Genomic DNA, 23,356 nt, shown 5'->3' with positions numbered 1-23,356 from the left:
CAACTCCTTATGCGCGGCTGATCACGCGGCCCTGGTGATCCACCACCGGACCGCTCAAATGCACACCGGCGGCATCCAGCAACACGCCGGTGACGCCGAGTTGCAGGGTGATGCTCTGGGCATTCAGGGTCAGGCTGGCGGCGCCAACCTTGACGTCGACCTGCTCGCGAGAGCCACTGAACGTAGTCGGGCCGTTTACCCAGTTGAAAATGTGACTGGCGTCGTCGTAGTCACTTTGGGTGCCGTCCTGATGGCGACGCCGCGTCAGCGAGGCAACGTCGGACACGGGTGGAAAGAGACTACTGTTGAGGCCGAACAAGGCGACGGACTGCGCGCCTCCTTCCCCGCCGCCGTAATTGAGCAGCAGGCATTGTTCGCCCACAGAGGGGATGCGGGTTTCGGTTTGCGCCCCCGCACTCGGGTTGAAAAACTGGATCGCTGGGCTGAGCAAATCACCGTGGCTGACCTTGCAGGTATTACTCGCGGCGTCGACCTCCTGGCACACGCCAATCCGGCAGAAGCTATCTGCACGTCGATACAGGTCTTCCAACTGGGCTTCCATTTCTGCCAGCCGCTCGACAATCGGCCCGAGTTGCATGCGTAGCAATGCATCAAACATGGACTACTCCTGCAGTGGGCGATATTGATCCGGATCGTTGATGTCAGAGACTTCCCAGGTGCGGGCAAATAACGGCTTGCCTGTAGGATCCTCGAGCAGCAAGGGACCGAGATAGAGGTTTTGGGTAAAGGAAACCGTCCAGGTGTCATAGTCCGTTTCCGCACCGGAGCGCGCGGAAGGGGCAGCGACAATTGCGGTAGGCAGGTCGCACTGATCAGGCGGCAGGCCCCAGCGGTTATCCAGGGCCAGGTCCATCAGTTGGCTGGCCAGATCGCAAGCATCAAAAGGTGCCGACCCACCGGCAACCATGACCCTGAGTGAAACCGACAAGGCGTGCGCCTTGCGCCCTGCAAGCGAGCGAATGCCAGGGCCGTTGCGCTCCACGCTGATCAAAATGCCAGTTTTATCGCCCGTTCCAGGAAAGTCATGGTGATTGCCTACGCGCAGTTGTGGGAAAGCGCTCTTCAGCGCCTCCCCAATCGCCACGGGCAGTTGGGAAGGTTTTTCGAGAAGTGTCATCTGCTTGCATCCTTGCAGCGGTTACTGCTGATCCGGGCGAGAAGTTGGGGTCTCGTCGACCCCGATGCGCTTGGCGGCCCAGCGTTCATAAAGGCCGATGGCCACGTCGGCGCCGGCCATAGCGGTCAGGCAGCCAATGGCGCCGGCGGTCCAGATCGACATGCCGGCGGCGTAGCACAGCATCAACGCTGAAACGCCGCAGACCATGCATGCTCCGGACCGCAAGGCCAGGCGCCGTACCAGTGACCAACCGCGGGCTCCCTCCTTGTCGGCGCGCCACATTTCGCCGGATACACCACCGATCAGGGCCAGTACGATCACCAGCCAGATAGGCATTTCCGCTAACGCTTGCTGCTCGTTTGTCATGTCACGCCTCCTGGCTGAGCACTCCCGGCACAGGGCCGGCTCTTGGGTAAATCCATTTATAGGTAGGCATTCCAAAAAGCCCGGTCGCCCGGGCTTTTCAGTAATGCGGTCCATATTCGAACGTTCGGCGCTACTGGCGCGGTACGGTTCTTTCCTGAGATGTTTTTCCGACCACGATCCTTGTCTGCCGGATAACTGCTTCTGGTGCTTTACGCTGCACACCCGGGTCAGTTGCCAACCCTCTGAACCGTTAAGGCCGGTTCATCGCTGCCTATTCTTTTAAAGCGGTGAAACTAAAGAGCGTCGGCATCCTTGCCGGTGTTGCTGGCTTCCTTGCCATCGCTCGGATGGCGTCCTTGCCGGTGTTGCGTGCCTTCCTTGTCTTCCTTGGCAGCATCCTTGCCGCCTCCACCACCTTGTTGGCTGGCTTGAGACGAAGAATATGCATGTATGCATATACAGTCAATGCACAAATGCATTTATTTTTACCGCACAAATGCACGAATGCATTTTCGACCTTATGGGCAGCGGGTTTGGTGGTTTTTCACAGACGAAAAAAAGCCCGCTCGTTGGCGGGCTTCGTCTTACAGAAGAAGGTTAACGCGCGTACATGCCCCACCAGAACACATGGCCGAGGATGCTGATCTGCTCATCCTGGATATCCTGGAAGCTATAGTCCTCATCCGGGTGCTCATCGCGATTGAAACTGCGCAGGCGAATCCCGGAAGGCAGGCGATAGAGCTGTTTCACCCGTAACTGGCCGTTGTGGTTGATGGCATACAAGTCGCCATCAACGATATCGCCAATGCCACTCTTGCCCGCATTCACCCCGACCGTCGCGCCATCACGCAGCACCGGCAACATGCTGTTGCCACGCACCGTCACACACTTGGCCTGGTCGAACTGCACGCCGTTATGACGCAGGCTGCGCTTGCCGAACCGCAAGCTGGCCTTCTCGCTTTCCTCGATGACGAATCTTCCTGATCCAGCAGCCAATTCAACCTCGCGCAGAAAGGGGATCGACACCTCGTCGTCATTAACGGGCGTGTCGTCATCCCACAGGCTTATGTCCTTGAGTTCCGAATGCATCGGGTCGCGACCGTCCTCCCGCGAAACGCCAACTGCCGCGCGCCCGCGCAGCTGGTCAGTGCTGACGCGGAAGTACTCTGCGATGCGGGAAATATGCTTGTCCGACGGATCAACGATCTTGCCGCTGAGGATCCGGGACAGCGTGGATTGAGGCACGCCGGTACGCCGGTGAAGCTCCGTGGGGGAGATCCGGTCGCGGTCCAGCAGTTCGCGTAAGACGATAGAAACGTTGCGTTTTTGCATAACGTGGATAGTGCCGGGGGTTTTTAGCATTGGCAAATGCTAATTTGCATAATCTATGCATTAATCCCTATTGCGCTGGAATTTGACACAAAATACTGGCTATGCAAACAGTGGTCTACTCACTACTATCCACCACACTGGATACAGCTTTTCAAACCAGGCCGGGAAACAACACGACATCAGTCAGCCGGCGTCATTGCATGTCGACAAGCCCGAGCCTATATATGAAACTCTGTAACAACGTAGCCAGCCATTCCGGAGGTGCTCATGGCCTATTCAGCTCTAGCTGTTGCTAACGCCTTCATTGAACGCGCCAAGGAAGGCAAGCTTGCAGGCTTGACTCCCATGAAGCTTCAAAAGCTGCTGTTTTACACCCAGTCCTGGCATCTGCGTGAAAGGGAGCTCCCCCTTATGGATGACCACTTTGCCCGCTGGCAATACGGCCCGGTCATTCCATCGCTCTATCATGAGCTGAAATCCTACGGCAGCCGCCCGGTGACGTCGCTGCTCAGCAACCTTAAGCCCGACGTCGAAGACATCGTCTTCGTAACCCCGAGAATTCCTGAAAGCGACACCTACGCCCATCGTTTGATTGACCGCATTATCAATAAATACGGCAAGTGGTCGGGCACCCAACTGTCCAACCTCTCCCACGAGGAAGGTACCGCCTGGGCACTCAGGGGCGCGGACGGTTCCGCCATTGACTGGAAGGAAATGGCGCAGCTCATTCACCCAAAGAGCCGCAACCGTGAATGAGGAACTCGACACCCTGGAACTGACCCTGCCCCCCGCATCAGGGCCCGACCAGGACTCCCAACCCGGAGGCGAGCAGGCAGTAGGCGCTGACGACGAAAGAAACCAAAACCTGAAAGATCAGAAGGCTGAACGGCTGCTGCGCAAGAAATATGCGGGGCGTGCTTTCTGGTTTGCTGCGTGCGGCGTGATCTTTTGGGCGGTGTTACTTGTGTGGAATGGTTGGTCAACGTACTACTCCGGCAAAGCCCCCTTTTCCGATAACGTGTTGATTGCTATTACTACCGCAACCTCAATCAACTTGTTTGCCGCTTTTCTCGGCGTTATCCGAGGCTTGTTCCCCGCCAGTGGCCGCAGGGCAAAATAGCGGCTCTTACAACCTGCTCTCCGCCCCTGACTTTCGTCCTGCACTTTACTAACCGTACGCGACCTGCGAAGCCCCGACCTCGCGTGTTAACCTTGCGCCCATCGCAAAATCGCAGGGCGGAATGCCCCACATTTGCCCCACTCCTTTCAACGAATTTGCCTACGACCCAATGAGTAAAACCACTTCAGACCTGTCCTCCCACACCCCCATGATGCAGCAGTACTGGCGCCTCAAGAACCAGCACCCTGATCAGCTGATGTTCTACCGCATGGGCGACTTCTACGAGATCTTCTACGAAGACGCGAAGAAGGCCGCCAAGTTGCTGGATATCACCCTGACAGCGCGCGGGCAGTCGGCAGGGCAGTCGATCCCGATGTGTGGGATTCCCTACCATTCGTTGGAAGGCTATCTGGTCAAACTGGTGAAATTGGGCGAGTCGGTGGTGATCTGTGAGCAGATCGGCGATCCGGCCACCAGCAAAGGGCCGGTGGAACGTCAGGTGGTGCGCATTATTACGCCGGGGACGGTGAGTGATGAGGCGCTGCTGGATGAGCGCCGCGACAACCTGATTGCAGCGGTGTTGGGCGACGAGCGCCTGTTCGGCCTGTCGGTGCTGGACATCACCAGTGGCAACTTCAGCGTGCTGGAGATCAAAGGCTGGGAGAACCTGCTGGCGGAGCTGGAGCGTATCAACCCCGTGGAGTTGTTGATCCCGGATGATTGGCCGAAGGATCTACCGGCGGAAAAACGCCGTGGGGCCAAGCGCCGTGCGCCGTGGGACTTCGAACGCGATTCGGCGCTGAAAAGTCTGTGCCAGCAGTTCTCGGTGCAGGACCTTAAAGGCTTCGGTTGTGAAACCTTGACCCTGGCCATCGGTGCAGCAGGTTGCTTGCTGGGCTATGCCAAGGAAACCCAGCGCACGGCCCTGCCGCATTTGCGCAGCCTGCGTCATGAGCGTCTGGACGATACCGTGGTGCTCGATGGCGCAAGCCGTCGCAACCTGGAGCTGGACACCAACCTGGCCGGCGGGCGTGACAACACCCTGCAATCGGTGGTCGACCGTTGCCAGACGGCCATGGGTAGCCGCTTGCTGACCCGCTGGCTGAACCGTCCGCTGCGCGACTTGAGCGTGCTGCAGGCGCGTCAGACGTCTATTACTTGCCTGCTGGACGGCTATCGCTTTGAAAAGCTGCAGCCACAGCTGAAGGAAATCGGCGATATCGAGCGCATCCTGGCGCGTATCGGTCTGCGTAATGCGCGCCCGCGCGACTTGGCGCGCCTGCGTGATGCCCTCGCAGCCTTGCCACAGTTGCAAGCGGCGATGACCGAACTGGATACGCCGCACCTGCAACAGCTCGCGGTCACGGCCGGTACTTACCCGGAACTGGCGGCGTTGCTGGGAAAAGCCATCATCGACAACCCGCCGGCAATCATCCGCGACGGCGGCGTATTGAAGACCGGTTACGACAGCGAGCTGGACGAACTCCAAGCCCTGAGCGAGAACGCCGGGCAATTCCTGATTGACCTGGAAGCCCGCGAGAAAGCCCGTACCGGCCTGGCCAACTTGAAAGTCGGCTACAACCGCGTGCACGGTTATTTCATCGAATTACCGAGCAAGCAGGCCGAGTCGGCGCCGATCGACTATCAACGTCGCCAGACACTGAAAGGTGCCGAACGGTTTATCACTCCCGAACTGAAAGAATTCGAAGACAAGGCGCTGTCGGCGAAGAGCCGCGCCCTGGCTCGGGAGAAGATGCTCTATGAAAACCTGCTTGAAGACCTGATCAGCCAGTTGGCGCCGCTGCAGGACACCGCCAGCGCCCTGGCCGAACTGGATGTACTGAGCAACTTGGCCGAACGTGCATTGAACCTTGACCTGAACTGCCCGCGTTTTGTCAGCGAGCCGTGCATGCGCATCGTGCAAGGTCGCCACCCGGTCGTAGAGCAGGTGCTGACCACGCCGTTCGTCGCCAACGATCTGTCGCTGGACGACGATACCCGCATGCTGGTGATCACCGGTCCGAACATGGGCGGTAAATCCACCTACATGCGCCAGACCGCTTTGATCGTGCTCCTGGCGCATATCGGCAGCTTTGTGCCGGCGGCCAGTTGCGAGCTGTCCCTGGTGGATCGCATTTTCACCCGGATCGGTTCCAGCGACGACCTGGCCGGTGGCCGTTCGACGTTTATGGTGGAAATGAGCGAGACCGCCAACATCTTGCACAACGCCACCGAACGCAGCCTGGTGTTGATGGACGAAGTGGGCCGCGGCACCAGCACCTTCGACGGCCTGTCCCTGGCCTGGGCGGCGGCCGAGCGCCTGGCGCACTTGCGTGCCTACACCCTGTTTGCCACCCACTACTTCGAGCTGACTGTTTTGCCGGAGAGCGAACCGTTGGTGGCCAACGTGCATCTGAACGCCACCGAGCACAACGAGCGTATCGTGTTCCTGCACCACGTACTGCCGGGGCCGGCCAGCCAGAGTTACGGCCTGGCCGTGGCCCAACTGGCGGGTGTGCCGAATGACGTGATCACCCGCGCCCGCGAACACCTCAGCCGCCTGGAAACCACGGCCCTGCCCCATGAAACGGCGGTAGCCAGCCCCGCCAAAGCCTCCAGCAAACCGGCCGCACCGCATCAAAGCGACATGTTCGCAAGCCTGCCCCATCCGGTGCTGGATGAGCTGGCAAAGCTTGACCTGGATGACTTGACGCCGCGGAAAGCGCTCGAAATGTTATATGCACTGAAGACTCGGATATAACGCTAAGGCTTGCAAGCTGGTAGACTCTCGCGCGGTTTGGGATGCTGCGGGCTTTTAGCCTGGCCTGCAGACTATCGCTCCCGAACCTCGCGAGCCCTGCCACAAAGGGTTTCGCTGCCGCCGCCTGAGGAGAAAATTAGAAATGACCTTCGTCGTTACCGACAACTGCATCAAGTGCAAGTACACCGACTGCGTCGAAGTGTGTCCGGTGGACTGCTTCTACGAAGGCCCGAATTTCCTGGTTATCCACCCGGATGAGTGCATCGACTGCGCCCTGTGTGAGCCTGAATGCCCGGCCGTCGCTATTTTCTCCGAGGATGAAGTCCCGGCAGAGATGCAGGAATTCATTCAGTTGAACGTCGAGCTGGCGGAAATCTGGCCGAATATCACTGAACGCAAAGACCCGATGCCGGATGCAGCGGAGTGGGATGGCAAAAAAGGTAAGATTGCAGACCTCGAACGCTGATAGCGTCGCCTCCCAAAAGGCCCCTTGCGGGCCTTTTTGCGTTTCTGGAAGGTGGGTTTCACTTTCCTGCAGGCAAAAAAAAGGGGCGGTATGACCCGCCCACATTTTTTCCCTAGTCCCTGTATTCCTTTTCATCATCCTGATGAATCGCATCCTGCGACGTTCCTTCAACCATCGGTCCTTGATGGCTGTGCCAATCCGTGGACACAGGACTGATGTTAGAGAGTTCCAAAGGAAGTTCAACGGGTTCCATTCCTATGGCAGGCAGACTTTCGCGCTCAACACCCGTTAATTAATTGTTATCTTTCAATAAGATAGAAAAATCTTTCGACTAAATGGGACGTACTTGGCGGGTAAAAAAACCAAACGCTTACGAAAAAGTAAGCAAATGCTTACACGACCAATTGCGTAAATGAGAAATCTCTCCCTTGTCGCCGTCCAGACATGAAAAAGCCCCGACGCTGTCGAGGCTCTTTCCCTTCCAGATTCTCAGTCGTCGCTGACCGTGATCGTCGGCATCGCTGGCGCTGCGGCTTCCTGCAGCACAATACGTGCGCCCACATGACGGGCAAGCTCTTGATACACCATAGCGATCTGGCCATCAGGCTCCGCTGCAACAGTCGGCTTGCCGCCGTCAGCCTGCTCACGAATCCCCCTCGACAATGGCAGTGAAGCCAGCAACTCCACGCCGTACTGGGTGGCCAGCTTCTCGCCACCACCTTCGCCGAACAAGTGCTCGGCGTGGCCGCAGTTGGAGCAGATGTGCACCGCCATGTTCTCCACCACGCCCAGCACCGGGATATTGACCTTGCGGAACATCTCCACGCCTTTCCTTGCGTCGAGCAACGCCAGGTCCTGGGGCGTGGTGACGATCACCGAACCGGCCACCGGGACTTTCTGTGCCAGGGTCAGCTGGATATCACCCGTGCCTGGCGGCATGTCGATCACCAGGTAATCAAGGTCGCCCCAGGCGGTCTGGGTGACCAATTGCAGCAAGGCGCCGGAGACCATCGGTCCGCGCCAGACCATCGGCGTGTTGTCATCGGTGAGGAAGGCCATGGACATCACTTCCACGCCCAGGGACTCGATCGGCACGAACCACTTCTGGTCCTTGACCTTCGGTCGGGTGCCCTCGGCGATGCCGAACATCACGCCTTGGCTCGGGCCGTAGATATCCGCGTCGAGAATGCCCACGCGTGCGCCTTCGCGGGCCAGGGCCAGGGCCAGGTTGGCGGCCGTGGTGGATTTGCCCACGCCGCCCTTGCCGGAGGCCACAGCCACCACGTTCTTGACGTTGGCCAGGCCCGGGATCTGCGCCTGGGCCTTGTGCGCGGCGATTACGCATTGGATATCGACCTTGGCCGAACGCACGCCGTCCAAGCCTTCGATGGCCATCTGCAACATCTGCGCCCAGCCGCTCTTGAACAGGCCGGCGGCGTAGCCCAGTTCCAGCTGGACCGACACCTGGTCGCCCTGGACGTCGATGGAACGCACACAGCCGGCACTGACCGGGTCCTGGTTCAAATAGGGGTCGGTGTATTGGCGAAGCACGGCTTCCACCGCTGCGCGATTGACGGCGCTCATGGGCTACTCCCGAAAAAGACTGACTGAAACAGGCGGCTATCCTAACCGTTCCAGCGGCGTAACGGCATGCTTTCGCAGGTCAGGAAGATTCTGAAACAGCGTCACGGGGTGAAATATATTTCCCGGCGCTTTATAGTGGCCGACCTCCGTTTCATCAAGTAGCCGAGCCCCATGTCCGAGCCACGCAAGATCCTCGTCACCAGCGCCCTGCCCTATGCCAATGGTTCCATCCATCTTGGCCATATGCTTGAGTACATCCAGACCGATATGTGGGTGCGCTTCCAGAAGCATCGCGGCAATCAATGCATTTATGTCTGCGCGGACGACGCCCACGGTTCGGCCATCATGTTGCGCGCCGAAAAGGAAGGGATCACCCCGGAACAACTGATCGCCAACGTGCAGGCTGAACACAGCGCCGACTTTGCCGAGTTCCTGGTGGATTTCGACAACTTCCATTCGACCCACTCCGAAGAAAACCGCGAGCTGTCGAGCCAGATCTACCTGCGCTTGAAAGAAGCCGGGCATATCGACCAGCGTTCGGTGACCCAGTATTTCGACCCGGAAAAGAAAATGTTCCTGGCCGACCGCTTCATCAAGGGCACCTGCCCGAAATGCGGCACTGAAGACCAGTACGGCGACAACTGCGAGAAATGTGGTGCGACGTACGCGCCCACCGAACTGAAGAACCCCAAGTCGGCGATCTCTGGCGCCACCCCGGTGCTCAAGGACTCCCAGCACTTCTTCTTCAAGCTTCCGGATTTCCAGCAGATGCTGCAAACCTGGACCCGCAGCGGCACCTTGCAGGACGCCGTCGCCAACAAGATCGCCGAATGGCTGGACGCCGGGCTGCAGCAGTGGGACATCTCCCGCGATGCGCCGTACTTCGGCTTCGAGATCCCGGGCGAGCCGGGCAAGTACTTCTACGTGTGGCTGGACGCGCCGATCGGCTACATGGCCAGTTTCAAGAACCTCTGCGACCGCACGCCGGAGCTGGACTTCGACGCGTTCTGGAACAAGGACTCCACGGCCGAGCTGTACCACTTCATCGGCAAGGACATCGTCAACTTCCACGCACTGTTCTGGCCGGCGATGCTTGAAGGTTCGGGCTACCGCAAACCGATGGGCATTGCGGTGCACGGCTACCTGACGGTCAACGGCCAGAAGATGTCCAAGTCTCGTGGCACCTTCATCAAGGCGCGCACCTACCTGGACCACTTGTCGCCGGAATACCTGCGCTATTACTACGCTTCCAAGCTGGGCCGTGGCGTCGACGACCTCGACCTGAACCTGGAAGACTTCGTGCAGAAGGTCAACTCGGACCTGGTCGGCAAGGTCGTCAACATTGCCAGCCGTTGTGCCGGATTTATCCACAAGGGCAACGCAGGCCTGCTGGTGGCCGAGAACGCTGCGCCGGAACTGACCGACGCTTTCCTGGCCGCCGCACCCAGCATTGCCGATGCTTATGAAGCCCGCGACTTTGCCCGCGCCATGCGCGAGATCATGGGCCTGGCCGACCGCGCCAACGCCTGGATCGCCGACAAGGCGCCGTGGTCGCTGAACAAGCAGGAAGGCAAGCAGGCGGAAGTCCAGGCGATCTGCGCCACGGGTGTCAACCTGTTCCGCCAACTGGTGATCTTCCTCAAGCCGGTGCTGCCGCTGCTGGCTGCCGACGCCGAGGCGTTCCTCAATGTGGCGCCACTGACCTGGAACGATCACGCTACCTTGCTCAGCAACCATCAGTTGAACGAGTTCAAGCCACTGATGACCCGCATCGACCCGGTCAAAGTCCAGGCCATGACCGACGCTTCGAAAGAAGACCTGGTCGCCAGCCAGACCGATACCGGTTCGGCTGCACCCGTTGGCAATGGCGAGTTGGCCAAAGACCCGATCTCTGCGGAAATCGACTTTGACGCTTTCGCCGCGGTGGACCTGCGTGTCGCGCTGATCGTGAAAGCTGAAGCCGTGGAAGGTGCCGACAAGCTGCTGCGCCTGACCCTGGACCTCGGTGGCGAGCAACGCAACGTGTTCTCCGGGATCAAGAGCGCTTATCCGGACCCGTCCAAGCTCGATGGTCGCCTGACCATGATGATCGCCAACCTCAAGCCTCGAAAAATGAAATTCGGCGTGTCCGAAGGCATGGTGATGGCGGCCGGCCCTGGTGGGGAAGAGATCTACCTGCTCAGCCCTGACAGCGGCGCCAAGCCGGGTCAGCGCATCAAGTAATCCTGCAAGGTCTGTAGGTGTGGTTGTGGTGAGCGGGCTTGCCCGCGCTGGGTCGCGAAGCGGCCCTACACCACGCACCCGGTTCTATCTGTAAAACCGCGCTGGCAATGATAGGCTGCTCTGCAGCCCATCGCGGGGCAAGCCCGCTCGCCACAAGAACGCTCAACCACGCACTAAGCCCAGTTTGCTTAACCGGCATGCCCATGATCACAGCATGAACCTCATTCAACGTATCGACGCGCTGCTGCCTCAGACCCAATGCGGCAAATGCGGGCACCCAGGCTGCAAGCCTTACGCCGAGGGTATTGCTCAAGGCGAAGCGATCAACAAGTGCCCGCCTGGCGGCCAGGAGACGCTTGCAGGTCTTGCGCAATTGCTGCGCGTGCCGGTGCTGGAACTCGATACCAGTCGAGGAGAAGCCCCGGCACAGATCGCCTATATCCGCGAAGCCGAGTGCATCGGCTGCACCAAGTGCATTCAGGCCTGCCCGGTGGACGCCATTGTCGGCGCCGCCAAGCTGATGCACACGGTCATCGTCGATGAGTGCACCGGTTGCGACCTGTGCGTCGCGCCCTGCCCCGTTGACTGCATTGAAATGCGCCCGACAACCACCGTACTGATCGTGGGAGACCTGACCATCACAGATCAGCAACGCCATGAGCGCAGCCTCAAACGCGACCGGGCAAGGCGGCGTTATGAGCAACGTAATGCGCGGCTGCAACGGGAAGAAGCGCAAAAGCTTGCTGAACGCGTGGCTCGGGCCAAACGCTCAGTGCCGGTTTTACCTGTGCAGGCGGCTACAGCACAGGATGCTGCGATCAAAAAAGCCAAAATTGCGGTCGCTATGAGTCGCGCCCAACTGCATAAATCCTTGAAGGCCTTCGGTCACCCTCCCACCTTTGAACAGCAGTCACAGTTGATCGTCTTGCAGCAGCAGTTCGAAGCGGCAGAACACGCGCTGACGGCGCTGGAGCTGGGCACCACAACGAAGGCAGCGGGTACAGCGGTGAGTACTGGCGACCTGAAACGCGCCAAAATCCAACTGGCGATGCGCCGCGCGGAATTGAAGAAGGCCAAGGACTTGAACGCCAGCCCGCAGCAACTGGACGAGGCGCAACACAACTTAGACGAGGCGCAGCGCCAAGTGGATGCCCACGGCAACACCTGACCTGCATAACCTGCTGTGTGTCTTGTTACAATCCCGCCGATAGACTGCCAGGAAAACCCCACCCCATGAACGCCGCAAAACGCCTGGAAATTTTCCGCAGGCTCCACGAAGACAATCCAGAACCCAAAACCGAACTGGCCTACACCACGCCGTTCGAGTTGCTGATTGCGGTGATACTGTCGGCTCAATCCACGGACGTCGGCGTGAACAAGGCCACGGCAAAGCTCTATCCCGTGGCGAATACCCCCGAAGCGATCTATGCCTTGGGGGTGGACGGGCTGTCGGAGTACATCAAGACCATCGGCCTGTACAACAGCAAAGCCAAGAACGTCATCGAAACCTGCCGCTTGTTGGTGGAGCTGCACGGCAGCGAAGTACCGCAAACCCGTGAAGCCTTGGAAGCGCTGCCTGGCGTCGGCCGCAAAACCGCCAATGTGGTACTCAACACCGCGTTCCGGCAACTGACCATGGCCGTGGACACCCATATTTTCCGGGTCAGCAACCGCACCGGCATCGCCCGTGGCAAGAACGTGGTGGAGGTGGAAAAGCAGCTGATGAAGTTCGTGCCCAAGCCGTATCTGCTGGACTCCCACCACTGGCTGATCCTTCACGGACGCTATGTTTGCCAGGCGCGCAAGCCACGCTGCGGCAGCTGTCGCATCGAAGACCTGTGCGAATACAAGGACAAGACGTCCGACGATTGACGGATCATTGGTTTTCCCAATCAGTCGATTGAAAAAATCTTTTTTACCGGATCATGGATTATCGTTATAAGGAGCGCCAACGGCAGTCTTAGCCCGGAGTGAACCTTATGAGCACTGGCAAAGAGCAACTGGAAGTGGAAGACGACCTCGTTGAGTCGGACGACGATGTAGCAGAGGCACCTGAGGCAGAGGTCGCCAAGACCAATTTGAGCAAACGCCGTACTATCGATAATCTGCTGGAAGAACGACGCTTGCAAAAACAGCTGGCCGATTACGACTTCGATTTCTGATCGAGCGATCGACAGCCGGAAGCCTCCTTCACGGAGGCTTTTTTCTGCCGGTTACCCGGGCAATGCGCTGTACGATGTCCTCCTCTATACCAAGCCGTTACGCTGGGCCAGTTCGATCAGGTCCACCAGCGAACGCGCATTGAGCTTGAGCAGCAAACGCGTCTTGTAGGTGCTCACGGTCTTATTGCTGAGGAACATGCCGTCGGCAATCTCCTTGTTGGTCCTGCCCCGCGCCAACTGCTGCAATACCATCATTTCCCGCCCGGAGAGGCGCTCGACCATATCGGCCTCGCTGGCATTGCCCATGGTGGAGCGTACCGAGTTGAGCGCCTGGTTCGGGAAGTAGCTGTAGCCCGACAAGACCGCCTTGATGGCACTCAGCAACTCGGTGAGGTCCTGTTGCTTGCACACGTAGCCCGCAGCCCCCGCCTGCATGCAGCGCATGGAAAAATGTCCAGGCGCCTGGGACGTCAACACCAGCACCTTGAACGGTGCAGGCTGCTTGGTAGAAGACAGTCGACAAATAACTTCCAGCCCATCAAGTTTTGGAATCCCGATATCCAGTATCACAATATCCGGCATATGCTCCCGTGCAAGTTGCAACGCATCGACACCGTTATCGGTCTCGGCAACGACCTCATAACCATGACGCTCCATTAGCATACGCACAGCAAGACGAATGACGGGATGATCATCCACGATCAGCACTTTATTCATGAGAAAGTCCAATTTCGCTGTTCGAATTATTTAGAGCAAGCACAATAGCCTAGTCGTTTCCTAGTTGGCATAGCGTTCCCCCCCAAGCAACAGCAAGCAGAGACCCACCCCACAGCGATAAAAGAATTGCCCTACAAAAAAACGCCATCTCGGAGGCATCCGGTTTTATGGAGCCTTTCAGACCTTTCCGGGGACTTACATACTTTGAGTGAAATATCCTTGGCTTATAGGGGGTTGGGTAAACGTGCCGCACATGACTCTCAGGAAATGCCCCTTGCCTCTCGCTTGCAGCGGGGAAAAACGGCCAGAACGATCCGTCTGCTTTAGTTCCATTCAACATATTTTCTTACATCCTTGATTCCTACAGACTATTCAGTGTTTTGCATCTTCGCCGCACTTGTATGAGTGAATTATCTGTAAGACCAGTTCCTACAAAGATGTAAAAAATTCATTCCCCCTACAAACTTTCAACAACAATTCATTCAAACCCACCGTTGATAAAGATTTCGAGAAAAAATATCCACACCTGTTTAAACGTCATAAACATCAAAAGACGATACAAAACCAAAGGCAAAAAAAATGGCCCCTTGAACAAGGGGCCATTTTTCATAACACGCTGAGACTTAGAACAGCGAGCGACCTTTGTTGGCTGCAATGCGCATGCGCAATGCGTTCAACTTGATGAAGCCTGCTGCGTCTGCCTGGTTGTAAGCACCGCCGTCTTCTTCGAAGGTGGCGATGTTGGCGTCGAACAGCGACTCGTCAGACTTGCGACCGGTCACGATCACGTTGCCCTTGTACAGCTTCAGGCGCACGACGCCGTTCACGTGGACCTGGGAGGCGTCGATCATCTGCTGCAGCATCAGACGCTCAGGGCTCCACCAGTAGCCGGTGTAGATCAGGCTGGCGTACTTGGGCATCAGCTCATCTTTGAGGTGAGCCACTTCGCGGTCCAGGGTGATGGACTCGATGGCGCGGTGGGCGCGCAGCATGATGGTGCCGCCTGGGGTTTCGTAGCAGCCGCGGGACTTCATGCCCACATAACGGTTCTCGACGATGTCGAGACGGCCGATACCGTGTTCACCACCAATACGGTTCAGGGTCGCCAGCACGGTGGCCGGGGTCATCTCGACGCCGTCCAGCGCGACGATGTCGCCGTTGCGGTAGGTCAGCTCCAGGTATTGCGGCTTGTCGGGCGCGTTCTCCGGGGAGACGGTCCACTTCCACATGTCTTCTTCGTGCTCGGTCCAGGTGTCTTCCAGCACGCCGCCTTCGTAGGAGATGTGCAGCAGGTTGGCGTCCATCGAGTACGGGGACTTCTTCTTGCCGTGACGTTCGATCGGGATTGCATGCTTTTCAGCGTAATCCATCAGCTTTTCACGGGACAGCAGGTCCCATTCACGCCAAGGGGCAATCACTTTCACGCCTGGCTTGAGTGCATAGGCACCCAGTTCGAAACGTACCTGGTCGTTGCCCTTGCCGGTAGCGCCATGGGAAATGGCGTCGGCGCCGGTTTCGTTGGCGATTTCGATCAGGCGCTTGGCGATCAGCGGACGTGCGATGGAGGTACCCAGCAGGTACTCGCCTTCGTAGACGGTGTTGGCGCGAAACATCGGGAAAACGAAATCGCGGACGAACTCTTCGCGCAGGTCGTCAATGTAGATCTCTTTCACGCCCATGGCTTGCGCCTTGGCACGTGCAGGTTCGACCTCTTCGCCCTGACCCAGGTCAGCGGTGAAGGTCACCACTTCACAGTTATAAGTATCCTGCAGCCACTTGAGGATCACCGAAGTGTCCAGGCCGCCGGAATACGCGAGAACGACCTTGTTTACGTCGGCCATGCCATCACTCCACGGGGTTGTACGGAAAGGCGTCGATTCTACCGACCAAAACCGTGGATTTACAGGGGCGCGACAGCAAATGAAGATAAAGCGACAGATTATGTCGAGCGGGCGACCGATGGTCGCACCTTATGACGTGTGCGCGGCGTTACTGGGACCGGTGGCCTGAGGCGCCGGTTTCTCGGGGGCTGCCACGCGTTCAAGCTGGATATTCACGCGCCGGTTGCGTGCCCGGTTGGCCGCATTGGTGTTGGGCGCCAGTGGGTAGCTTTCGCCGTGGAACCGCAGAGTGATTTGCGATTCCTGGATTCCATTGGCCTTGAAGTAGTCCATGACCGCCAGGCCGCGACGGCGCGAGACGTCGCGATTGGTGAGGCGGTTGCCACTGTTGTCCGAATGGCCGTTCAACTCGATATGGTTGACGGTCGGGTCGGCTTTCATGAACGCGAGGATCACGTCGAGTTTCTTCTTGGCGGCCGCGTCCAGCTCGATCCCACCACCGGGGAAGCCGACTTCGGTCTGTTTCACCTGGTCATAATTCATCGGCAACAGCTTGGCGGTACACAGTTGGTAATCGTTGTAGGCCTTGTTGAACTTGACCGGCAGCAGGCGAATTTCCGAATAGCCACCTTCACGCCCATAGTGCCGCACGGTCGGGCTGCGCCCTTCCAGCAAGCCGTTGAAAAGACGCCCGGCCTGGGCCTGGGAACTGTTGAACAATACGTCGCCACTGCCGGCACGTACGGCGCCGAGGTTGATATCACCCCGCCCCGGCTGCCACGGCGCAGCGGCCGCCAGCAACGTGGCCGAACCGGCACCCAGCGAGCCGTTGTAGGCTTTCAGACGAAACGTCGCCTGCTCGCCAGCCCGGCGCACGAACTCACCCGAACCGAAATCGGTGATCGGCTGGGTCAGTCGGCACTCAAACTGGTCGCCTTCCACCTTCCACTCAATATTCTCCAGACGCGTCTGGAACGTGAGGGCCATTGCAGGGAGGCTGGCGAACACACTGAGCAGGGCTAGATATTGCTGGCGCACGGGAGGCTCCATTGGTTTCTACAACACTTCAAAGCGTCATACATCGATAAGGCATACCCCAGGCTATCGGTTGCATCCTGCAAAACTTGATAGCGAGTGCCTGATAGAGTCTTTTCCGGTAGCATTCCCACCAGATTGACCCGCCTGGAATCCCCAATGTCCGACCGCCTGACCCTGCTGCGTCCCGACGACTGGCATATTCATCTTCGCGATGGTGCTGCGTTACCCCACACCGTGGCCGATGTTGCGCGCACGTTTGGCCGCGCCATCATCATGCCTAACCTGGTACCTCCGGTGCGTAATGCCGAGCAAGCCGATGCCTATCGCCAGCGTATCCTCGCTGCACGACCGGCCGGCAGCCGCTTCGAACCGTTGATGGTGCTCTACCTCACCGACCGCACCCAGCCCGAAGAGATTCGTGAGGCCAAGGCCAGCGGTTTCGTGCACGCCGCCAAACTGTACCCGGCCGGCGCGACCACCAACTCCGATTCCGGCGTGACCAGTATCGACAAGATCCTGCCGGCGATCGAAGCCATGGCCGAAGTCGGCATGCCGCTGCTGATCCACGGTGAAGTCACCCGTGGCGACGTGGACGTGTTCGACCGCGAGAAAATCTTCATCGACGAGCATATGCGCCGCGTGGTCGAGTTGTTCCCGACCCTCAAGGTGGTGTTCGAGCACATCACCACTGCCGATGCCGTGCAGTTCGTCAGCGAGGCCTCGGCCAACGTCGGCGCGACCATCACCGCGCATCACCTGCTGTACAACCGCAACCACATGCTGGTGGGCGGGATTCGGCCGCACTTCTATTGCTTGCCGATCCTCAAGCGCAACACCCACCAGGTGGCCTTGCTGGATGCGGCGACGAGCGGCAATCCGAAGTTCTTCCTCGGCACCGACTCCGCCCCTCACGCCGTTCACGCCAAAGAAGCGGCGTGTGGTTGTGCCGGCTGCTACACCGCCTATGCAGCGATCGAGTTGTACGCCGAAGCGTTCGAACAACGTAACGCCCTGGACAAGCTTGAAGGCTTCGCCAGCCTCAACGGCCCGCGTTTCTACGGCCTGCCGGCGAACACCGACCGCATCACCCTGGTCCGTGAAGACTGGACCGCCCCTGCCAGCCTGCCGTTTGGCGAGCTGACTGTCATCCCGCTGCGCGCCGGTGAAACACTGCGCTGGCGCCTGCTGGAGGAAAGCAAGTGAGTGAAGACCATTACGACGACGAACACGAGCACAGCGGTGGCGGTTCCCGTCACCCGATGGCCGAGCGGTTTCGTGGCTATCTGCCGGTTGTCATCGACGTAGAAACCGGTGGTTTCAACTGCGCTACCGACGCACTGCTGGAAATCGCCGCGACCACCATCGGCATGGATGAACAGGGTTTCGTGTTCCCGGAACACACCCACTTCTTCCGCGTCGAGCCGTTCGAAGGCGCGAATATCGAAGCCGCCGCTTTGGAATTTACGGGCATCAAGCTCGATCACCCACTGCGCATGGCAGTGAGTGAAGAAGCGGCACTGACCGACATCTTCCGTGGCGTGCGCAAGGCGTTGAAAGCCAATGGCTGCAAACGCGCGATCCTGGTCGGCCACAACAGCAGCTTCGATCTGGGCTTCCTGAACGCCGCCGTGGCGCGGCTGGACATGAAGCGCAACCCGTTCCACCCCTTCTCCAGCTTCGACACGGCCACCCTCGCCGGCCTGGCGTATGGCCAGACCGTGCTGGCGAAAGCCTGTCAGGCAGCCGGTATCGACTTTGACGGCCGTGAGGCCCACTCGGCTCGCTACGACACCGAGAAGACCGCCGAGCTGTTCTGCGGCATCGTCAACCGCTGGAAAGACATGGGCGGCTGGGAAGACTTCAACGACTGAGCAAAGCTCGTGTGGTGAGCGAGCTTGCCCCGCTCACCACGGGTCATACCCCGCACATAAAAAAACCGGCCTTCTCAGGCCGGTTTTTTTGTACCTCGAACCAGGCTTACAGCTTGCCAGCGTTCTCGGTCAGGTAAGCGGCAACGCCTTCTGGCGAAGCGTTCATGCCTTTGTCGCCTTTTTTCCAGTTGGCTGGGCAGACTTCGCCGTGCTCTTCGTGGAATTGCAGGGCGTCAACCAGGCGGATCAGCTCTTCCATGTTACGGCCCAGTGGAAGGTCGTTGATGATCTGGGAGCGGACAACGCCCTTGTCGTCGATCAGGAACGCGCCACGGAAAGCCACGCCGCCTTCGGACTCAACGTCGTAGGCCTTGGCGATGTCGTGCTTCATGTCGGCAGCCATGGTGTATTTGACTTTGCCGATGCCACCATCATTGATGGCGGTGTTGCGCCAGGCGTTGTGGGTGAAATGGGAGTCGATGGAAACCGCTACCACTTCAACGTTGCGTGCCTTGAAATCGTCCATGCGGTGGTCCAGAGCGATCAGCTCCGAAGGGCAGACGAAGGTGAAGTCCAGCGGGTAGAAGAACACCAGGCCGTATTTGCCTTTGATGGCTTCAGACAGTTTGAAGCTGTCTACGATTTCGCCATTGCCGAGGACGGCTGGGACGTCGAAATCCGGGGCTTGTTTGCCGACGAGTACGCTCATTGGATATCTCCTGATGTAGGGGTGACGATTGAAGTAAAAGGACCGGCCCCGAGTCTGCCGTGAATAAGCGACAGCCCTGTGACGCAGTCACGCTTCGTGAAGATCGACCATCATACACTGAAAAAACCGTTCGTCAGTGAGGGCGCGATGCCAGCAAATACCCTGCGAATCCACTTTGACAATCATTCTCGTTAACATTAAGATCCATCGCACTTAAGCCTTAAACCCGCGACGGTTCTCCCTTATGTATGTGTGCCTCTGTACTGGCGTCACCGACGGACAAATCCGCGAAGCAATCTATGAAGGTTGCTGCAGCTACAAGGAAGTGCGTGAAACCACCGGCGTTGCCAGCCAGTGCGGCAAATGTGCCTGCCTCGCCAAGCAAGTGGTACGGGAAACCCTGACGCAGCTGCAGACAGCCCAGGCCGCGATCCCCTATTCAGCAGAATTTACACACGCCTGATTTGGCGTGTTTTAAAGAGCCGGACTTAGTGTCCGGTTTTTTTATGCCCGCAATTCAATTAGTTAGCGTCAAGACGCGGAACACAAACATTCTTATTCCGATTAATTTTCATTTATTATTCAATAACTTAGGTTTGACACTAGGGGTTTCGCCGCTCAAACTCCGCCCTATACACAGCTATTACAGGGCAGGACCCCAGTCATGAAAGGCGACATCTCAGTCATCCAGCAACTCAACAAAATCCTTGCCAATGAACTGGTCGCGATCAATCAGTACTTTCTGCATGCGCGCATGTATGACGATTGGGGCCTGGAAAAGCTGGGCAAGCGTGAATACAAAGAATCCATCAAGGCCATGAAAGACGCGGACGCGCTGATCAAGCGCATCCTGTTTCTGGAAGGCCTGCCGAACGTGCAGGACCTGGGCAAGCTGAACATTGGCGAGCACACCCAGGAAATGCTCGGCAGTGACCTGGGTTTCGAGCGCAAGAGCCACAGCGACCTCAAGGCCGCCATCGCTCACTGCGAGACCAAGGGCGACTTCGGTAGCCGTGAGCTGCTGGAAGACATCCTGGAAGACCAGGAAGAACACATCGACTGGCTGGAAACCCAACTGGGCCTGATCGACAAAGTCAGCCTGGAAAACTACCTGCAATCGCAGATGGGTGAATAACCCCGTCGCTCACAGGTACAAAAAAGCCCCGCTCTCTCACGAGAAGCGGGGCTTTTTATTGCCGGCGAATCAAGCGTCGGTCTTGGCTGCCGCGTTTGCCGCTGCATCTTTGATCAACGCCTGCAACGAACCATCAGCGGCCATTTCAGTGATGATATCGCTACCGCCGACCAGCTCACCGGCTACCCACAGTTGTGGGAAAGTAGGCCAATTGGCGTACTTCGGCAGGTTGGCGCGGATTTCCGGGTTTTGCAGGATATCCACGTAAGCGAATTTTTCGCCACACGCCATGATGGCCTGGGACGCCTTCGCGGAGAAACCGCACTGAGGAGCGTTTGGTGCGCCCTTCATGTAAAGCAGAATGGTGTTGTTGGCAATCTGCTCTTTGATCGTTTCGATGATATCCATGGAACACCTCGGCTGGAACTTTGCGACTCACAGGTCGGCACGGTGGCGCATTGTAACGCAAAATTCCAGCGTGGTGCTCAGGCGGCTGCTACCTGCACGGGCACGCCATTCAAGGCGGCATTGCCCGACAGCTCGTCCAACTGCCGTTCGTCGGTCAAATCGTTGGCACTCGCCCCCGGCTGCCCGCTGGCGATCGTCATTTGCACGCCTGGGCGCCCATGACCCCAACCGTGGGGCAGGCTGACCACACCGGGCATCATGTCCAGGCTGGCCACCACTTCCACTTCGATCATGCCGATGCGCGAACTGACACGTACCCGCTGGCCATCGCTCAACTGCCGACTGGCCAGGTCATCCGGATGCATCAGCAATTGATGGCGCGGCTTGCCCTTCACCAGCCGGTGATAGTTATGCATCCAGGAATTATTACTGCGTACATGCCGGCGGCCGATCAGCAGCAGTTCGTCGACCACAGGCACCGGTTGCGCGGTAAAGCGCGCCAGGTCGGCGAGAATCACCGCGGGTGCCGCTTGCACCTTGCCGTCAGCGGTTTTCAAACGCGCGGAAAGGTTGGGTTGCAGCGGCCCAAGGTCCACGCCGTGCGGGTGATCCGCCAGCATGGCCACGGACAACTTGTGGCTGGATGCATCACCGTACACCCCGGTGCGCAGGCCGAAATCGATCATGTGCGAAGGCGGCATCGTTGGCTTGAGCGTCGCGCCAGTCTGCGCGGCAAACGCCTGGGCAAGGCCGACAAAGATCTCCCAGTCATGCAGCGCGCCCACCGGTTTAGGCAAAATCGCCCGGTTGAAACGGGTGACATTACGCACCGCAAACATATTGAAGGTGGTGTCGTAATGGTCGTTTTCCAGCGCCGACGTGGAGGGCAGGATCAGGTCGGCGTAGCGCGTGGTCTCGTTGATATAGAGGTCGATGCTGACCATGAACTCCAGACCATCAAGGGCTTGCTCCAATTGCCGGCCATTTGGCGTCGACAACACCGGATTACCCGCCACCGTCACCAATGCACGGATTTGTCCATCACCTTCGGTAAGCATTTCCTCAGCCAAAGCCGACACAGGCAACTCGCCACCGTACTCCGGACGCCCGGAAACCCGGCTTTGCCAGCGATTGAAATGACCGCCACCGGTCGATGCCACCAGGTCCACCGCCGGCGTGGTGCACAGTGCGCCGCCGACACGGTCAAGGTTACCCGTCACCAGATTGATCAATTGCACCAGCCAATGACACAGCGTGCCGAATACCTGGGTCGACACGCCCATGCGCCCGTAGCACACAGCCTTGTCCGCTGCAGCAAAGTCCCGTGCCAACTGGCGGATCTGTTCGGCAGGCACCGCACATTGGCGGCTCATGGCCTCGGCGGTAAACCCGGCGATGGCAAGACGCACCTCCTCAAGGCCTTCAATGGCTAGATGGCTGTCGCGGGTCAGGTGCTCGCTAAACAAGGTGTTAAGCACCCCAAACAACAAGGCCGCATCCCCCCCAGGACGCACGAACAGATGCTGGTCGGCCATCGCCGCCGTCTCACTGCGCCGTGGGTCGACCACCACCACTTTGCCGCCCCGTGCCTGGATCGCCTTCAAGCGTTTCTCCACATCGGGCACGGTCATAATGCTGCCGTTTGACGCGAGCGGATTGCCTCCCAAAATCAGCATGAAGTCGGTGTGATCGATGTCCGGGATCGGCAGCAACAGGCCGTGGCCGTACATGAGGTAGCTGGTGAGGTGATGGGGCAACTGATCCACCGACGTCGCAGAAAACCGATTGCGCGTCTTCAACTGGCCCAGGAAGTAGTTGCTGTGGGTCATCAGCCCATAGTTGTGCACGCTGGGGTTGCCCTGGTACACCGCCACCGCATTCTGTCCGTGCCGCGCCTGAATGCCTGACAGCCGCTCGGCTACAAGCACAAAGGCGTCTTCCCACGCAATCGGCTGCCATTCGCTGCCGACTCGCAACAGGGGTTGGTGCAGCCGATCGGGATCGTTCTGGATATCCTGCAACGCGACGGCCTTGGGGCAGATGTGCCCACGACTGAAGCTGTCCTGGGCGTCACCCTTGATCGAGGTAATCGCCAGGCTGCCATCATCCGCTTGGGTGGTTTCCAGGGTCAGGCCACAAATGGCTTCACACAGATGGCAGGCACGGTGGTGGAGAGTCTTGGTCATGGCCAGTCTCTTTATAGGGGCTTTGATCCCACTATGGGTCGAGACCGACGTGGGCGCCACCAACGTTCGTCCCGTGAATCGACCAGCATCAGGCCTGACCATGGCCAAGCGTGAGCAAATGTTTCAAAACCCGGCATACCGCCCTCTGAAACCGACGCTGCCTGGCTTGCGCCCGCCCCTGCACGTTGCAAAAGGTCTCGGCGCCAGTGTACAAATGGCTCGCTGCTGTCTGGAAATTGTCTTCAAAAGCGCTCCGGCGCCCTTCTTGAACACCCTTAAAAACCGTAGCCCTATTGGTA

The 23,356-nt window shown here is 58.5% G+C and carries 23 protein-coding genes; 12 read left to right on the top strand and 11 right to left on the bottom strand.

The window, feature by feature from the left end; genetic code table 11:
- Nucleotides 1–7 precede the first annotated feature (7 nt).
- The 4 genes from BMZ57_RS08400 to BMZ57_RS08385 all read right to left on the bottom strand — a co-directional run bounded on the left by BMZ57_RS08400 (nt 8) and on the right by BMZ57_RS08385 (nt 2,836).
- On the bottom strand, nt 8–619 hold the full coding sequence (locus BMZ57_RS08400; RefSeq protein ID WP_047541315.1) for a phage baseplate assembly protein V: 612 nt from the start codon (nt 617–619) through the stop codon (nt 8–10).
- Nucleotides 620–622: 3 nt separating this feature from the next.
- Nucleotides 623–1,138: a hypothetical protein gene (locus BMZ57_RS08395; protein WP_010212719.1), complete on the bottom strand. Its 516-nt coding sequence runs from the start codon at nt 1,136–1,138 to the stop codon at nt 623–625.
- 21 nt (nt 1,139–1,159) lie between these two features.
- Entirely contained in the window at nt 1,160–1,504 is a 345-nt protein-coding gene (locus BMZ57_RS08390) for a phage holin family protein (RefSeq protein WP_021492472.1), read from the bottom strand.
- 597 nt (nt 1,505–2,101) lie between these two features.
- Nucleotides 2,102–2,836, bottom strand: coding sequence for a LexA family transcriptional regulator (locus tag BMZ57_RS08385; RefSeq protein ID WP_010212723.1), 735 nt, complete (start codon nt 2,834–2,836; stop codon nt 2,102–2,104).
- Between the two features lie 267 nt (nt 2,837–3,103).
- On the opposite strand from BMZ57_RS08385, the gene BMZ57_RS08380 reads away from it, so the two are divergent.
- From BMZ57_RS08380 to fdxA, 4 genes are all read left to right on the top strand, one after another.
- Nucleotides 3,104–3,592, top strand: coding sequence for a Panacea domain-containing protein (locus tag BMZ57_RS08380; protein WP_010212724.1), 489 nt, complete (start codon nt 3,104–3,106; stop codon nt 3,590–3,592).
- A complete protein-coding gene (locus BMZ57_RS08375; protein WP_010212726.1) occupies nt 3,585–3,956 on the top strand; it encodes a hypothetical protein in 372 nt (123 codons plus the stop codon). Before BMZ57_RS08380 ends, BMZ57_RS08375 begins: the two co-directional genes overlap by 8 nt.
- Before the next feature lie 169 nt (nt 3,957–4,125).
- Nucleotides 4,126–6,717 (top strand): DNA mismatch repair protein MutS, encoded by a 2,592-nt coding sequence (gene mutS, locus BMZ57_RS08370; protein ID WP_042571726.1) that lies wholly within the window; start codon nt 4,126–4,128, stop codon nt 6,715–6,717.
- Between the two features lie 142 nt (nt 6,718–6,859).
- Entirely contained in the window at nt 6,860–7,183 is a 324-nt protein-coding gene (gene fdxA / locus BMZ57_RS08365) for a ferredoxin FdxA (RefSeq protein WP_003208688.1), read from the top strand.
- Nucleotides 7,184–7,672: 489 nt separating this feature from the next.
- On the opposite strand, the gene apbC is transcribed toward fdxA, so the two are convergent.
- Nucleotides 7,673–8,767, bottom strand: a complete 1,095-nt coding sequence (gene apbC, locus BMZ57_RS08360; protein WP_010212730.1) for an iron-sulfur cluster carrier protein ApbC — start codon at nt 8,765–8,767, stop codon at nt 7,673–7,675.
- Between the two features lie 171 nt (nt 8,768–8,938).
- Here apbC and metG point away from each other — a divergent pair, with 171 nt between their 5' ends.
- The 4 genes from metG (at nt 8,939) to BMZ57_RS08340 (ending at nt 13,152) form a co-directional block, all read left to right on the top strand.
- Nucleotides 8,939–10,990, top strand: coding sequence for a methionine--tRNA ligase (gene metG, locus BMZ57_RS08355; protein ID WP_069672355.1), 2,052 nt, complete (start codon nt 8,939–8,941; stop codon nt 10,988–10,990).
- A 214-nt stretch (nt 10,991–11,204) separates the two neighbouring features.
- Nucleotides 11,205–12,158, top strand: a complete 954-nt coding sequence (gene rsxB, locus BMZ57_RS08350; protein ID WP_021492528.1) for an electron transport complex subunit RsxB — start codon at nt 11,205–11,207, stop codon at nt 12,156–12,158.
- A gap of 65 nt (nt 12,159–12,223) precedes the next feature.
- A complete protein-coding gene (gene nth, locus BMZ57_RS08345) occupies nt 12,224–12,862 on the top strand; it encodes an endonuclease III (RefSeq protein ID WP_010212734.1) in 639 nt (212 codons plus the stop codon).
- 107 nt (nt 12,863–12,969) lie between these two features.
- The gene (locus tag BMZ57_RS08340) at nt 12,970–13,152 is read left to right on the top strand and encodes a PA3496 family putative envelope integrity protein (RefSeq protein WP_010212735.1); all 183 of its coding nucleotides are present in this window, start codon (nt 12,970–12,972) and stop codon (nt 13,150–13,152) included.
- A gap of 84 nt (nt 13,153–13,236) precedes the next feature.
- Here BMZ57_RS08340 and BMZ57_RS08335 read toward each other — a convergent pair whose 3' ends face one another.
- The 3 genes from BMZ57_RS08335 to BMZ57_RS08325 form a co-directional block, all read right to left on the bottom strand.
- Nucleotides 13,237–13,869, bottom strand: a complete 633-nt coding sequence (locus BMZ57_RS08335; protein WP_010212736.1) for a response regulator transcription factor — start codon at nt 13,867–13,869, stop codon at nt 13,237–13,239.
- A 623-nt stretch (nt 13,870–14,492) separates the two neighbouring features.
- A complete protein-coding gene (locus BMZ57_RS08330) occupies nt 14,493–15,710 on the bottom strand; it encodes an argininosuccinate synthase (protein ID WP_010212738.1) in 1,218 nt (405 codons plus the stop codon).
- A 129-nt stretch (nt 15,711–15,839) separates the two neighbouring features.
- A complete protein-coding gene (locus BMZ57_RS08325) occupies nt 15,840–16,748 on the bottom strand; it encodes a flagellar protein MotY (protein ID WP_044286705.1) in 909 nt (302 codons plus the stop codon).
- 156 nt (nt 16,749–16,904) lie between these two features.
- Between BMZ57_RS08325 and pyrC the strand changes: the two genes are divergently transcribed.
- A complete protein-coding gene (gene pyrC, locus BMZ57_RS08320; RefSeq protein WP_010212741.1) occupies nt 16,905–17,951 on the top strand; it encodes a dihydroorotase in 1,047 nt (348 codons plus the stop codon).
- Nucleotides 17,948–18,619: a ribonuclease T gene (gene rnt, locus BMZ57_RS08315; RefSeq protein ID WP_010212742.1), complete on the top strand. Its 672-nt coding sequence runs from the start codon at nt 17,948–17,950 to the stop codon at nt 18,617–18,619. The genes pyrC and rnt overlap by 4 nt, the downstream gene beginning before the upstream one ends.
- A gap of 106 nt (nt 18,620–18,725) precedes the next feature.
- Here rnt and BMZ57_RS08310 read toward each other — a convergent pair whose 3' ends face one another.
- Nucleotides 18,726–19,328: a peroxiredoxin gene (locus BMZ57_RS08310; RefSeq protein WP_003172097.1), complete on the bottom strand. Its 603-nt coding sequence runs from the start codon at nt 19,326–19,328 to the stop codon at nt 18,726–18,728.
- A gap of 244 nt (nt 19,329–19,572) precedes the next feature.
- Here BMZ57_RS08310 and BMZ57_RS08305 point away from each other — a divergent pair, with 244 nt between their 5' ends.
- Together BMZ57_RS08305 and bfr are read left to right on the top strand one after the other, a co-directional pair.
- Nucleotides 19,573–19,791 (top strand): bacterioferritin-associated ferredoxin, encoded by a 219-nt coding sequence (locus BMZ57_RS08305; RefSeq protein ID WP_003208706.1) that lies wholly within the window; start codon nt 19,573–19,575, stop codon nt 19,789–19,791.
- A gap of 201 nt (nt 19,792–19,992) precedes the next feature.
- Nucleotides 19,993–20,463, top strand: a complete 471-nt coding sequence (gene bfr, locus BMZ57_RS08300) for a bacterioferritin (protein ID WP_010212744.1) — start codon at nt 19,993–19,995, stop codon at nt 20,461–20,463.
- Between the two features lie 69 nt (nt 20,464–20,532).
- On the opposite strand, the gene grxD is transcribed toward bfr, so the two are convergent.
- Together grxD and BMZ57_RS08290 are read right to left on the bottom strand one after the other, a co-directional pair.
- Nucleotides 20,533–20,871 (bottom strand): Grx4 family monothiol glutaredoxin, encoded by a 339-nt coding sequence (gene grxD / locus BMZ57_RS08295; protein WP_010212745.1) that lies wholly within the window; start codon nt 20,869–20,871, stop codon nt 20,533–20,535.
- A gap of 77 nt (nt 20,872–20,948) precedes the next feature.
- Nucleotides 20,949–23,057 (bottom strand): molybdopterin oxidoreductase family protein, encoded by a 2,109-nt coding sequence (locus BMZ57_RS08290; RefSeq protein ID WP_021492529.1) that lies wholly within the window; start codon nt 23,055–23,057, stop codon nt 20,949–20,951.
- Nucleotides 23,058–23,356: the final 299 nt, after the last annotated feature.

It is taken from the genome of Pseudomonas simiae, assembly GCF_900111895.1.
Classification (GTDB): domain Bacteria; phylum Pseudomonadota; class Gammaproteobacteria; order Pseudomonadales; family Pseudomonadaceae; genus Aquipseudomonas; species Aquipseudomonas simiae.
This window is presented reverse-complemented; position numbering and strand designations above follow the sequence as displayed.

Coding starts and splice junctions, on each gene's coding strand:
- BMZ57_RS08400 (WP_047541315.1), bottom strand. CDS start 619: ATGTTTGATGCATTGCTACGCATGCAACTCGGGCCGATTGTCGAGCGG.
- BMZ57_RS08395 (WP_010212719.1), bottom strand. CDS start 1,138: ATGACACTTCTCGAAAAACCTTCCCAACTGCCCGTGGCGATTGGGGAG.
- BMZ57_RS08390 (WP_021492472.1), bottom strand. CDS start 1,504: ATGACAAACGAGCAGCAAGCGTTAGCGGAAATGCCTATCTGGCTGGTG.
- BMZ57_RS08385 (WP_010212723.1), bottom strand. CDS start 2,836: ATGCAAAAACGCAACGTTTCTATCGTCTTACGCGAACTGCTGGACCGC.
- BMZ57_RS08380 (WP_010212724.1), top strand. CDS start 3,104: ATGGCCTATTCAGCTCTAGCTGTTGCTAACGCCTTCATTGAACGCGCC.
- mutS (WP_042571726.1), top strand. CDS start 4,126: ATGAGTAAAACCACTTCAGACCTGTCCTCCCACACCCCCATGATGCAG.
- fdxA (WP_003208688.1), top strand. CDS start 6,860: ATGACCTTCGTCGTTACCGACAACTGCATCAAGTGCAAGTACACCGAC.
- apbC (WP_010212730.1), bottom strand. CDS start 8,767: ATGAGCGCCGTCAATCGCGCAGCGGTGGAAGCCGTGCTTCGCCAATAC.
- metG (WP_069672355.1), top strand. CDS start 8,939: ATGTCCGAGCCACGCAAGATCCTCGTCACCAGCGCCCTGCCCTATGCC.
- rsxB (WP_021492528.1), top strand. CDS start 11,205: ATGAACCTCATTCAACGTATCGACGCGCTGCTGCCTCAGACCCAATGC.
- nth (WP_010212734.1), top strand. CDS start 12,224: ATGAACGCCGCAAAACGCCTGGAAATTTTCCGCAGGCTCCACGAAGAC.
- BMZ57_RS08340 (WP_010212735.1), top strand. CDS start 12,970: ATGAGCACTGGCAAAGAGCAACTGGAAGTGGAAGACGACCTCGTTGAG.
- BMZ57_RS08335 (WP_010212736.1), bottom strand. CDS start 13,869: ATGAATAAAGTGCTGATCGTGGATGATCATCCCGTCATTCGTCTTGCT.
- BMZ57_RS08330 (WP_010212738.1), bottom strand. CDS start 15,710: ATGGCCGACGTAAACAAGGTCGTTCTCGCGTATTCCGGCGGCCTGGAC.
- pyrC (WP_010212741.1), top strand. CDS start 16,905: ATGTCCGACCGCCTGACCCTGCTGCGTCCCGACGACTGGCATATTCAT.
- BMZ57_RS08310 (WP_003172097.1), bottom strand. CDS start 19,328: ATGAGCGTACTCGTCGGCAAACAAGCCCCGGATTTCGACGTCCCAGCC.
- BMZ57_RS08305 (WP_003208706.1), top strand. CDS start 19,573: ATGTATGTGTGCCTCTGTACTGGCGTCACCGACGGACAAATCCGCGAA.
- bfr (WP_010212744.1), top strand. CDS start 19,993: ATGAAAGGCGACATCTCAGTCATCCAGCAACTCAACAAAATCCTTGCC.
- grxD (WP_010212745.1), bottom strand. CDS start 20,871: ATGGATATCATCGAAACGATCAAAGAGCAGATTGCCAACAACACCATT.
- BMZ57_RS08290 (WP_021492529.1), bottom strand. CDS start 23,057: ATGACCAAGACTCTCCACCACCGTGCCTGCCATCTGTGTGAAGCCATT.